This is a genomic window from Streptomyces acidiscabies (genome assembly GCF_020010905.1).
GTDB classification, from domain to species: domain Bacteria; phylum Actinomycetota; class Actinomycetes; order Streptomycetales; family Streptomycetaceae; genus Streptomyces; species Streptomyces acidiscabies.
This window is the reverse complement of record NZ_JAGJBY010000001.1, coordinates 226,612-239,103: the sequence shown is the minus strand read 5'-3', so window position 1 is coordinate 239,103 and position 12,492 is coordinate 226,612. Positions and strand designations below refer to the sequence as shown.

General features: G+C 69.4%; 10 protein-coding genes. All 10 read left to right on the top strand.

The annotated features are described in order from the left end of the window. Positions 1-186, top strand: coding sequence for a hypothetical protein (locus J8M50_RS00980; RefSeq protein ID WP_075661388.1), 186 nt, complete (start codon positions 1-3; stop codon positions 184-186). Continuing rightward, complete coding sequence (gene kdpF / locus J8M50_RS00975) at positions 183-272, top strand: K(+)-transporting ATPase subunit F (RefSeq protein WP_010351568.1); 90 nt, start codon at positions 183-185, stop codon at positions 270-272. Before J8M50_RS00980 ends, kdpF begins: the two co-directional genes overlap by 4 nt. Positions 273-279: 7 nt before the next feature. Continuing rightward, positions 280-1,944, top strand: a complete 1,665-nt coding sequence (gene kdpA / locus J8M50_RS00970) for a potassium-transporting ATPase subunit KdpA (RefSeq protein WP_010351567.1) — start codon at positions 280-282, stop codon at positions 1,942-1,944. Further along, entirely contained in the window at positions 1,941-4,058 is a 2,118-nt protein-coding gene (gene kdpB / locus J8M50_RS00965) for a potassium-transporting ATPase subunit KdpB (RefSeq protein ID WP_010351566.1), read from the top strand. Before kdpA ends, kdpB begins: the two co-directional genes overlap by 4 nt. A gap of 5 nt (positions 4,059-4,063) precedes the next feature. Continuing rightward, entirely contained in the window at positions 4,064-4,696 is a 633-nt protein-coding gene (locus J8M50_RS00960; protein WP_010351565.1) for a potassium-transporting ATPase subunit C, read from the top strand. A gap of 15 nt (positions 4,697-4,711) precedes the next feature. Continuing rightward, positions 4,712-5,395: a response regulator gene (locus J8M50_RS00955; protein ID WP_010351564.1), complete on the top strand. Its 684-nt coding sequence runs from the start codon at positions 4,712-4,714 to the stop codon at positions 5,393-5,395. A 266-nt stretch (positions 5,396-5,661) separates the two neighbouring features. Then, entirely contained in the window at positions 5,662-8,640 is a 2,979-nt protein-coding gene (locus tag J8M50_RS00950) for a hypothetical protein (protein WP_223786133.1), read from the top strand. A gap of 157 nt (positions 8,641-8,797) precedes the next feature. Beyond that, positions 8,798-10,411, top strand: coding sequence for a serine/threonine-protein kinase (locus J8M50_RS00945; RefSeq protein WP_010351561.1), 1,614 nt, complete (start codon positions 8,798-8,800; stop codon positions 10,409-10,411). Between the two features lie 111 nt (positions 10,412-10,522). Beyond that, entirely contained in the window at positions 10,523-11,152 is a 630-nt protein-coding gene (locus J8M50_RS00940; RefSeq protein ID WP_010351560.1) for an HAD family hydrolase, read from the top strand. 169 nt (positions 11,153-11,321) lie between these two features. Further along, complete coding sequence (locus J8M50_RS00935) at positions 11,322-12,440, top strand: SGNH/GDSL hydrolase family protein (protein WP_223786132.1); 1,119 nt, start codon at positions 11,322-11,324, stop codon at positions 12,438-12,440. Positions 12,441-12,492: the final 52 nt, after the last annotated feature.

The window sequence follows — 12,492 nt, the reverse complement described above, 5'->3', positions numbered from 1 at the left end:
ATGGGACCCGTCAAGAGGGGTCGGAAACAGCCGCCCCGGGAGGTTTGCTCGAAAGCGTCCGATCCGCTTGCGGATGCATTCGATCCTTTTCAGGAGCTCGCGATGGCCGATCTGGCCTTCGTCGTCACCACGGTCGCGGTGTTCGCGCTGGTGGCTCTCGCCGCCAAGGGGGTGGCGAAGCTGTGACCGTCGAGAACGTCGTCGGCCTGATCGTGGCCGTCGCCCTGCTGGGCTATCTCGTCCTCGCCCTGATCTTCCCGGAGAGGTTCTGAGAGCCCCATGGGTCCCGTACTCGCGGGGGTTCTGCAACTCCTCGCACTCATAGGCGCGTTGGCACTCGCCTACGTCCCCCTCGGCAACTACATGGCCCGGGTCTACTCCACCGACAAGCACCTGCGCGTCGAGAAGTGGATCTACAAGGGCATCGGCGCGAACCCCGACACGGAGATGACCTGGCCCGCGTACCTGCGCGGAGTGCTCGCCTTCTCGGCCGTCGGCGTGCTGTTCCTGTACCTGTTGCAGCGCCTCCAGGGCATCCTCCCCGGCTCGCTGGGCTTCGACTCGGTGAACCCGGCGCAGTCGTTCAACACGGCCGTGTCGTTCGTGACGAACACCAACTGGCAGTCGTACTACGGCGAACAGACCATGGGCCACGTCGTCCAGACGGCCGGCCTCGCCGTGCAGAACTTCGTCTCCGCGGCCGTCGGCATCGCGGTCGCGGTCGCCCTCGTACGCGGCTTCGCCCGCTCGCGCACCGGTGAACTCGGCAACTTCTGGGCCGACTTGGTGCGCGGTGTCACCCGCATCCTGCTGCCCGGCGCGGCGATCGCGGCGATCGTCCTCGTCGCCTGCGGCGTGATCCAGAACTTCTCCGGCATCCATGAAGTCGGTCAGTTCATGGGGAGTTCGCAGCAGTGGAACGGCGGCGCGGTCGCCTCGCAGGAGGCCATCAAGGAACTCGGCACCAACGGCGGCGGCTACTTCAACGCCAACTCGGCGCACCCGTTCGAGAATCCGACGCCGTTCACCAACCTCTTCGAGATCTTCCTGATCCTCGTCATCCCGTTCTCGCTGACCCGGACGTTCGGCGTCATGGTCGGCTCGGTGAAGCAGGGCTACGCGATCCTCGCGACGATGGGCGTCATCTGGGTCGGCTTCGCCGCGCTGATGATGTGGACCGAATTCGCCCACCACGGACCGGCGTTGACGGCTGCGGGCGGCGCGCTGGAAGGCAAAGAAGTGCGCTTCGGGGTCGGCGGATCGTCCATCTTCGCGGTGTCGACGACGCTCACCTCGACCGGCGCGGTGGACTCCTTCCACTCGTCCTTCACCGGCCTCGGCGGCGGCATCGCGATGCTGGGCATGATGCTGGGCGAGATCGCGCCCGGCGGCACCGGCTCCGGCCTCTACGGCATGCTCGTCATGGCGATCATCGCGGTGTTCATCGCGGGCCTCATGGTCGGCCGCACCCCCGAGTACCTGGGCAAGAAGATCGGCGCCCGCGAGATCAAGCTCGCCGCCTGCTACATCCTCATCACCCCGGCGCTGGCCCTGGTGTTCACGGCCGTGTCGATGGCGATGTCGACGCCGCCGCACTCGATGCTCAACTCCGGTGCGCACGGCTTCTCCGAGGTGCTGTACGCGTTCACCTCGGCCGCGAACAACAACGGCTCCGCGTTCGCCGGACTCAACGCCAACACCGACTGGTACAACACAACGACCGCGCTGGCCATGGCACTTGGGCGGTTCCTGCCGATGGTGTTCGTGCTGGCACTGGCCGGCTCGCTCGCCGAACAGCGTCCCGTGCCGGTCACCGCGGGCACGCTGCGCACCGAAAAGCCCTTGTTCACCGGCCTGTTGGTCGGCGCGATCCTCATCATCACGGGGCTGACCTACTTCCCGGCGCTGGCGCTGGGACCGCTGGCGGAGGGGCTGGCGTCATGACGACTCGTACGAAGGATCAAGAGGACGCGATGTCCACTCCCACCCTCGCACCCCACCAGGACGCCCCGACCGGACGGGACTCCGCCCAAAACCGCGTGGGCGCCGGGCTGTTCGACCCGAAGCAGCTGCTGAAGTCGGTTCCCGAGGCGGTCCGCAAGCTCGATCCGCGGGTGATGGTCAAGTCGCCCGTGATGTTCGTGGTGTGGATCGGGTCGGTGCTGACGACCGCCTTCTCCTTCAAGGACCCCACGGACTGGTTCGGTTGGACGATCAGCGCCTGGCTGTGGCTGACCGTCGTCTTCGCCAACCTCGCGGAGGCGGTCGCCGAAGGACGCGGCAAGGCGCAGGCGGACACGCTGCGCAAGGCCAAGACCGACACGGTCGCGCGCAAGGTCGACGGGACCGAAGTCCCGGGCACGGAACTGAAGATCGGGGATCTCGTCGTCTGCGAGGCGGGCGACGTCATCCCCGGTGACGGCGACGTCGTCGAAGGCGTCGCCTCGGTCGACGAGTCGGCGATCACCGGTGAATCGGCCCCCGTCATCCGGGAGTCGGGCGGTGACCGCTCCGCCGTGACCGGCGGGACGAAGGTCCTCTCCGACCGCATCGTCATCAAGATCACGACGAAGCCCGGCGAGACCTTCATCGACCGGATGATCAACCTCGTCGAGGGCGCGGCCCGGCAGAAGACGCCCAACGAGATCGCGCTGAACATCCTGCTCGCCTCGCTGACGATCGTCTTCCTGCTCGCCTGCGCCACGCTCCCGCCGTTCGCCACCTACGCGGGCACCCACCTGACGATGGTCGTCCTGGTCGCGCTCCTGGTCTGCCTCATCCCGACCACAATCGGCGCGCTGCTCTCCGCGATCGGCATCGCGGGCATGGACCGGCTCGTCCAGCGCAACGTACTCGCCATGTCCGGCAGGGCAGTTGAGGCCGCCGGGGACGTCTCCACACTGCTGCTCGACAAGACCGGCACCATCACCTACGGCAACCGCAGGGCGGCCGAGTTCGTGCCCGTGCGCGGTACGACCGAGGCCGAGGTCGCCGACGCCGCGCAGCTGTCGTCGCTGGCCGACGAGACCCCCGAGGGCCGCTCCATCGTCGTCCTCGCGAAGGAGAAGTACGGGCTGCGGGAGCGCCACGAAGGGGAGTTGAGCCACGCCGAGTGGATCGCCTTCACGGCCCAGACCCGCATGTCGGGCGTCGACCTGGACGGCCGAAAGGTCCGCAAGGGGGCAACGGCCTCCGTCGTGGCCTGGGTTCGCGAACAGGGCGGTGACATCGCCGCCGACGCCCAGGAGTTGACCGACCACATCTCCCAGGCCGGCGGCACCCCGTTGCTGGTCGCCGTCGAAGACACCGACGGGGCACGGGTGTTGGGCGTCATCCACCTCAAGGACGTCGTCAAGGACGGCATGCGGGAGCGGTTCGAGGAACTGCGCCGGATGGGCATCCGTACGGTGATGATCACGGGTGACAACCCGCTGACCGCCAAGGCGATCGCGGAGGAGGCCGGCGTCGACGACTTCCTCGCCGAGGCCACGCCCGAGGACAAGATGGCGCTGATCAAACGGGAGCAGGCGGGCGGCAAGCTGGTCGCCATGACCGGCGACGGCACCAACGACGCCCCCGCGCTCGCACAGGCCGACGTCGGCGTCGCGATGAACACCGGTACGTCGGCCGCGAAAGAGGCCGGCAACATGGTCGACCTCGACTCCGACCCGACCAAGCTGATCGAGATCGTCGAGATCGGCAAGCAACTCCTCATCACCCGGGGCGCGTTGACGACGTTCTCGATCGCCAACGACGTCGCGAAGTACTTCGCGATCATCCCGGCGTTGTTCGCGGCCGTCTACCCGGGCCTGGACAAGCTCAACATCATGGACCTGGCCTCGCCGGACTCCGCGATCCTGTCCGCCGTCATCTTCAACGCGCTGATCATCATCGCGCTCGTGCCCCTCTCCCTGAAGGGGGTGCGCTACCGGCCCGTCAGCGCCGACAAGTTGCTGCGCCGCAACCTCACGGTCTACGGACTCGGCGGGCTGATCGCGCCGTTCATCGGCATCAAACTCATCGACCTCCTCATCTCCCTCATCCCTGGGATCGGCTGACCGCCATGAACAACTCCCTTACCAATACAGCCCGGTTGCTGGTCGCGGGTCTGCGGGCACTGCTTGTGCTGACCCTGGTGACCGGCGTGATCTACCCGCTCGTGGTGACGGGGATCGCCCAGGCCGCCTTCCACGGCAAGGCGAACGGCTCCGAGGTCAAGTCCCAAGGAAAAGTGGTCGGTTCGGCCCTCATCGGCCAACAGGGCTACAGCCTCGGCTACTTCCAGGGGCGGCCCGCGAACGGCCTCGGCGCGAACTCGGTCAACACCCGGTACAAGCTGCTGCTTTCGGGGGCGACGAACCTGTCCGCCGACAGCAAGACGCTGATCAAGCAGGTCGACGACGCCAAGGCGAAGGTCGTCAAGGACAACTCCGTACCCGGCTACCCGGTGAAGCCGTCGGACGTACCCGCCGACGCGGTCACCTCGTCCGGCTCCGGCCTCGACCCCGACATCTCCCCGGCCTACGCCCAACTCCAGGTCCACCGCGTGGCGTTGAACAACCACCTGTCGGTCGCGGCGGTCGAGAAGCTGGTCGACGACCACACCGAGGGCCGCACCCTCGGCTTCATCGGCGACCCTCGGGTCAATGTCCTCCAACTCAACATCGCTCTCAAGGCACTTGTGGCCCGACAGTGAGGAAGGCGCACTGAGATGACGCGGGTGCTGGTGGTCGAGGACGACCCGCAGCTCGTCCGAGCCCTCGTGATCAACCTTCAGGCACGGCGCTACGACGTCGACGCCGCCCCCGACGGTACGACGGCCCTGCGCCTCGCCGCCGCCCGCCCGCCGGACGTCGTCCTGCTGGACCTCGGCCTGCCGGACATGGACGGCGTCGAGGTCATCAGGGCGCTGCGCCTGTGGACCCGTGTCCCGGTCATGGTCCTCTCGGCCCGGCAGGCGTCCGAGGACAAGGTGGCGGCGCTCGACGCGGGGGCGGACGACTACGTCATCAAGCCGTTCAGCATGGACGAGTTGCTCGCCCGCCTGCGGGCCGCCGTCCGCCGTACGGAGGAGACGCCCCTGGCTCCCGAGTCCAGCCGGGTGGAGACGGACGCCTTCACCATCGACCTCCTCGCCAAGAAGGTCGTACGCGCGGGCCAGGACGTAAGGCTTACGCCGACCGAGTGGCACCTCCTGGAGATCCTCGTCACCCACCCCGGCCGCCTCGTCACCCAGAAGTACCTCCTCCAGGAGGTGTGGGGGATCACCCGGGGCAACAAGACCAACTACCTGCGCGTCTACATGGCGCAGCTCCGCCGGAAACTGGAGACGGACCCGTCCCACCCCCGCTTCCTGATCACCGAGCCGGGGATGGGGTACCGCTTCGAGGGGTGAACCGGTGCAAGGGGCTTAGGTATACGGCTTGTTCAGGGTTTCCGGGCGGATTCCTTCCGGCGCGTGGATGTTTCGTGGATACCGATCGGTACAGCGATCGCCGGCCCGATCCGGTCATAGTGGACTGATAACTTCCGTTTCATCGGCCCCGGCCCAAGTGCTGTGCGGCCACCAGACCTTCGCCGATGCGCGCGACGCATCTGGACGGAAACGGAATACCCTTGCGCGTCTTTCGTGAGAACACAGGAGGAAGGCACCGCTGGCGGGTGCCGAAAAGCAGGCGGGGGCGGATGGCGGCGGCCGGGGTGATGTCCGTGCTCGCCACGGCGATCGTCGCCCCCCTCGCCTCGGCGACACTGAGCGGACCGTCGTCGCCCGACGGCGCCGCCCCGCCGGACCGCGTCACCGACACGTCCCAACTCCCGTCGAACTGGCGGAAGTCGGGGGACCGGATGGTGACCTACGACGGCGACGCGACCGGCTTCCACGTCCTCGTCGCCGACTCCGCGCACGCCTACGCCTGGCGTACCGCCGCCACCCTCTCCGAGCCCGGCGTCGACACCGACCAGTGGATCGGGCAGACCTGCGTGACCGGTTCGGGCGACAAGGCGGTCGTCGTCTACGCGCCCCGCCAGGCAGCCAACGACCAACAGGGCTTCCAGGAAGGCGCGTTCGCCGCCGTGGTCGACCTGACCGACGGCGCGGTGACCAAGCTTCCCGAACTGGTCTCCCTCGCCTACTTCAACCCCGGCTGCGGCGACGGCGAACAGGCCGTACTGACCCGGCCGCAGGGCGACGACACCCGACTGCTGACCGTCGACGCCGGACAGGGCAGGATCATCCGACAGCAGTCCGTGGCAGGGCAGTTGACCTCGGCCGTGCCCTTCGGGAACGGGATCGCCGCCTCGTCCGGCGACTCTGTCGTCTCCGTGAACGGCAAGGGCGACGTCCGTACGCTCACCCGGGCCGGCGGCAGGCCGTTCCGGCTCGTGCCGGACGCACAGACCGGTCTCGCCTACCAAGTGCCCTCCGGGGACACGGCAGTTCAGGTCCGCCGGGTGACGGCCGACGGAACCGACCACGTGCTCGGTTCGGGCGCGCTCGGCAGCCTCGCGGTGCACGGGACCGGCGGACAGGTCTTCGTCACCGGCGCCGACGCCGGAGAGAAGCTCAAGAACGCCGATCTGCCGAAGAGTTGGCGGACCCTGGACGGCGTACCCGCCTTCGCCGAGGTGTCCACGAAGGGCGCCCTCGCCCTGACCGGCGTCGGCAGCGGCACGGAAGCGGCGGGTGCCAAACCGGGTGCGGTCGCGGACGCCGGGACTGCGCAGCCTGTCGGCATCGACGCCCTCGCGACCGGCACCGGCGCCGACTTCGCGTTCCGCGTGCAGCCCGACGCGCTCGAGACGGCGCAGGGGCTGGCACGGTCACCGGCGCTCGGCGGCGGCAAGTCCGGTGCGGGCAAGGCGAGTTCGGACGCCGGTGTGCACACCGACAGCGTCCGCACGGAGCCCGTGGGCACCGAGTCCGGCGTACAGCCCCCGGCCGACGACCCCGCCCACACCACGACCGACCCCGACCGCGCCTGCGCGGTCACCCGCAACGACCCGGGCCTCCAGTCCCTCCAGCCCTCCCCGGCGATGGCCGAGTGGGCCACCGACCTCGCCGTCCAGGGCAAGCTCGACGTGCGGCGCCGCAAGGGCTGGAACGGCACCGACCTCGCGTCGTACACCCCGCAGGGCATGTTCCCGCCGCTCCAGCTCAAGGGCGGCGGACGGGTTCCCGCGCAGATCATGCTCGGCGTCCTCGCGCAGGAGTCCAACCTGGTGCAGGCGACGCCGAGGGCGTCCGCGGGGGAGAGCGGCAACTTCACGCAGGGCGGTTACTACGGCAACGCCGGCAGCGTCCACACCATCAACTGGGCCGGTGCGGACTGCGGTTACGGCATCGCGCAGGTCACCAGCGGCATGGCGAAGACGCAGACCGACTACACCGCCGAGCAGCAGAAGGCGATCACCGTCGACTACGCGGCGAACATCGCGGCCGGGCTGCGCATCCTCCAGGACAAGTGGAACCAGCTCCACGACAAGGGCGTACTCGCCAACGGCGGCGACCCGCAGTACCTGGAGAACTGGTGGTTCGCGCTCTGGGCGTACAACAGCGGCTTCAACCTGCCCAGTACGACGGACAGTTCGGCACCCTGGGGCGTCGGCTGGTTCAACAACCCGGCCAACGGCCTCTACCCGGCGGACCGGAAGATGTTCCTCTCCTCCGGGTACGGGGACTCGCGTACCCCCAACCTGTGGACCTACCCCGAAAGGGTGATGGGCTGGGCGGCGTACTCCCTGCAGAAGAACGACCCGGAGACCGGCAAGCCCGCCCCCGCGTTCACCGTCGGCTCGTGGCCGACCGGCAACGCGCCGGACGCGCAGCCGCCGCACGACACGTTCTGCACCCCGGACGGCAACGACTGCGACACCGGCAAACCGCACCAGGTGCCCGGCTCCACCCAGCCGGTGGGACCCTGCCAGCGCGACGACTTCAAGTGCTGGTGGAACAAGCCGGTGACCTGGACCGACTGCGCGAAGACCTGTGGTACCGAGGTACTCAAGTATGAGACGACCGACCCGGAGCCGAAGGTCACGCCCGTCCACCCGGCGGCCTGCACCTCCACCCTGCCGCCGAACGCACTGATCGTCGACGACGTCCCGAACACCGTGAAGTTCCGCGTCGGGTCCACCAACCCCTGTGCGGGGCAGCGGAATTGGGTCAGCCGAGGCACGCTGACGTTCACCTTCGGCTCGGCCGTGCAGAACGGGACGACGGTCTACCCCTCGAAGATCGACTTCCATCAGCTCGGGGCCGGGTTCGGCGGGCACTTCTGGCTCACCCACACCCGGGTGCCGACCTTCACGGACTCGGTCGTCACCGGCACCTGGACCCCCGACCGCACCCTCAAGGGCTGGGCCCGGGTCATGGTCCACCTGCCCGACCACCAGGCCGACACCCCCTCGGCGACCTACCGCATCGACCTCGGTGACGGCACGGTCCTGGAGAAGACGGTCTCGCAGGACACCGGCGGCAAGAACACCTGGCTCTCCCTGGGGTCGTACGACTTCCGGGGTACCCCCAGCGTCTCCCTCGGCTCGGCCACGGCCGACGGCACGGGCGACGCGGCGATCGCCTGGGACGCGCTGGCCTTCGTACCGCAGGCCGGTACACCGTCGGACGCGGTCACTCCGTAGTACCTCAGTAGGGGGTCACCGAGGCCGGGAAGGGGAACGCCCTTTCCCGGCCTCCGGGCGTGCGAGCGGCTGGTTCGGCAGCCCCCTGGACCCCGCCGACGTCATCCGCCCCTTAGGCTCCTGTTGATCGTTCGAACAGCAGGGGGGAAGAACGGCCTTGGGGAACGAGGGCGGTGGGTTCGAGGCGCTCCAGTGGGACGACCCTCAAGTGGCGGGCGGATACCGGCTGGTGGCGCGGCTGGGCGCCGGGGGGATGGGGCGGGTCTATCTGGCGTACACGCGGGGCGGCCGGGCCGTGGCCGTCAAGGTCGTGCGGCCGGAGCTGGCCGACGACCCGGTTTTCAGGAAGCGGTTCCACCGGGAGGTGAAGGCCGCTCGGCGCGTACAGGGCGCGTACACCGCGGAGTTGGTCGACGCCGACGCGGACGGCGTACCGCCCTGGCTCGCCACGCTCTACGTACCCGGGCCGTCGCTGTCCCAACTCGTCGCCCGGCGCGGGGCGTTGCCGGTGTCGGCGGTGCTGTGGCTGATGGCCGGGGTCGCCGAGGCGCTCCAGGCCATCCACGAAGTCGGCGTCGTGCACCGGGACTTGAAGCCGTCCAACGTGCTGCTCGCCTCCGACGGGCCCCGGGTCATCGACTTCGGGATATCGACGGCCCCCGACAGCACCGTGCACACCACGCAGGGCGCCACCATCGGCACACCGCAGTTCATGGCCCCGGAACAGGCGTCCGCCGGTGAGATCACCCCGGCGGCCGACGTGTTCTCCCTCGGCCAGACCGTGGCGTTCGCCGTGCTGGGGGAGCCGTTGTACGGCAGCGGTACCGCGCTCAACGTGATGTACCGGATCGTGAACTCCGAACCCGACCTGTCGGCGCTGCCCGGACAGCTCCGGCCGATCCTCGCGCGGTGCCTGGCGGCCGACCCGGCGGAGCGGGCCACCCCGGCGGAGGTCGTCGCGTGGTGCCGGCGGGAGTTGGGGCCCGAGGCTGATACCTCCGGGGGACCGGAGGTATGGCGCGAGGTCGTGGGGCCGCCGGTGCCGGCGCCCGAGCCGGTATCCCCGGTCGTTCCCACGCTGTCGGCCACCAGCCCGTGGGCGCCTCCCCCGGAGGTACTACATCCCTCCGAGGTACTACGGGCAGGGCGGCGCCGTACACGGCTGATCGCGGGCGTCGGCGCGCTGATGGCCGTTCCGCTCCTGGCGGCGCTGGCGTGGCTGGGCTCGGAGATCTCGGAACTGAACCGCGACAGGGCCGGTGCCTCCTCCTCGGCCGCGCCGTCGCCGTCGGCCTCGGGGAAAGAAGTGTCGGAGAAGGGCCTCCCGGAAGGGGCCGCCGGTGGCAAGGCGGCGGGATCGGCCGACCAGCCCTCCTCCGGCCCGCCGGAAGCGGTCGCGCATCCCCTGGTGAGGCTGGACGAGAAGAACTCGATCAGCCTCGACGCGCAGGGCCAACGCGACGACCGTAAAGGGGATGTCCGGCTCGTCTGCGGCAACTCCAGTTGCACCTTGCGGAGCAGCACCAGCGCGATGAGCTATCTCCCGGCCAAGCCGACCAATTCCTATGAGGAGTGCCGTACTTACCTCGCGGGGGCCAGCACTCGCGGCAGCGAGCTGTCGCTCGTCGTCGTGGCGGAGGGGAGCCGGATCTGCGTCAAGCACCGTTCCGGGGCCATCGGCATGCTCGTGATCCAGATCAAGTCGACCTACCTGCCCGACAGCGGGGTCAACTTCCTGATGGGGGACCTCACGGTCTGGCCGACTTCCTAGGGCTACCTCTCCAGGGCTACCTCTCCGGAGCTACCTCCTTGGGGCTACTTCTCCGGAGCTACCTCCTCCGGCGAGCACCCCGCGTTTCCCGCCCGTCACTATCATCCGCACGTGGAACGTCCCCGAAGCTCTCCCCCGCACACCCCCCTCGTCGTCTGGGACCTCGGCGGCGTCCTGGCCCCCTCCGGACAGGCCCTCACCGCACTCGCCGAGGCGCTGGACCTCCCCGAGGCGGAGTTCGCCGCCCTCTACTGGGCCCACCGGGACCCGTACGACCTCGGAGGGACCCCCACCCAGTACTGGAGTCTGATCGGCGAGGCCCTGGGCCGGACGTTCGACGCCGAGTGGATCGCGCGGCTGGACCGGATCGACACCGCCGCCTGGGCCGTGCTCGCCGACGACTCGGCGCACCTCCTGGACCGGATCGCCCGGCGGGGAACCCCCCTCGGGGTGCTGTCCAACGCGCCCGCGTCCCTGGCGACGGCCGTCCGGCAGGCCGCGTGGAGCGCGCGGTTCGAGACGCTCGTCTTCTCCTGCGACCTCGGGCTCATGAAACCGGACCCCCAGGTCTACCGCAGCGCCGACCGGCACTTCGGGCGCCCGCCGTCCGACGTGATCTTCTTCGACGACCGTCCCGTGAACGTCGAGTCGGCACGCGAGCACGGCTGGCGCGCCCACGTGTGGACGGGCGTCGCGGCGGCGACTCAAGTCCTCGTCACCGAAGGGGTGTTGGCGGGCTGACCCGCCATGCGGGGACCGACGATCACCGATACGGCTCGGCTCGCCGGGCCCCTGACACATGACGCGAAGCAGTCGACGCAGGCATTGACGCCCCGATCCGACGCGGTCACCTTGAACAGGGCCCTTGTGGGAGCGCTCCCGCATCCGACTCGTCGACGAGGACGATCACATGCCTTCTGGATCCCAACGCCCCTTGTCCCGCCGGACGTTGATGGCCGCGACCCTCGCGGGGACGGTGGCCGTCGTCGCCACCCCCGCACAGGCGACCGCCGCCACGACCCGGTTCCACACGGTGGGCCGGACCGTGCCGGGCGCCGACGGGTTCGTCCAATTCACCTGGCCCGGCGTCTACTTCGAGGCCCGCTTCAAGGGGACCGGAGTGGGCGTCGTGCTCGACGACTCCGTCAACGACTACGACGTACAGATCGACGGCGTGACCGTGACGACCCTGGTGACACCGGGCCGGACCACCGCCCGGATCGGCGGTCTCGCCGACGCCGTACACCGCGTGCGACTCGTCAAGCGGACCGAAAGCCCTTGGTCTATAGGGAAGTTCGGGGGTTTCGTGGCCGTGCGCGGTGGTGCGATCCTGCCGGCGCCGAGTGCCCGGCGCCGGCAGATCGAGTACATCGGGGACTCCTTCACCGCCGGGTACGGCGATGTCTCCGGCGTGCGTGACTGCTCGGCCGTCGGGGGCGTGGACCGGAACACGAACGCCGACCTGTCCTTCGGGGCGCTGACCGCCAGAGCGCTCGACGCGGACTACCAGATCAACGCCTTCTCGGGCCGGGGCATGGTCCGCAACTACGCCGGTACCAGCCCCGGCACGGACTACCGGACGTACTACGACCGGGCGTTGCTGAACGTCGACGGCGACATCTGGCACCGGCCGCCGAGCTGGCGCCCGCAGCTCATCGTCGTAGGTCTCGGCATCAACGACTTCTCCACCCCTCTCCACCCTGGCGAGCCCTGGACGACGCAGGACGAGCTGGTGACGGCGTTCGAAACCGCCTACCACGGCTTCCTGGACAAGCTCCGGACCCGCTACGGCCTCCACCCCCACCTCCTCCTCAGCTCCACCCAGGTCTCCACCGCCCCCTACCGTGAGACCGTCGAACGCATCACCCGTACCCGTCATACCCAGGGTGACCCCCGCGTCCACCACTGGTACTACGGCGACGCCCCCTTGGACCTCCTGGCCTGCGACTGGCACCCCTCGGCGCAGGACCACCGCACCTTGTCGGCCCTGCTCCTCGACCGCGTCTCGACCATCGGCCTGCGCTGGTAGAGCCGCACCCCCGGGCGCGGCAGGCCACCCTCTGTTGACCCGCCGCGCCCCG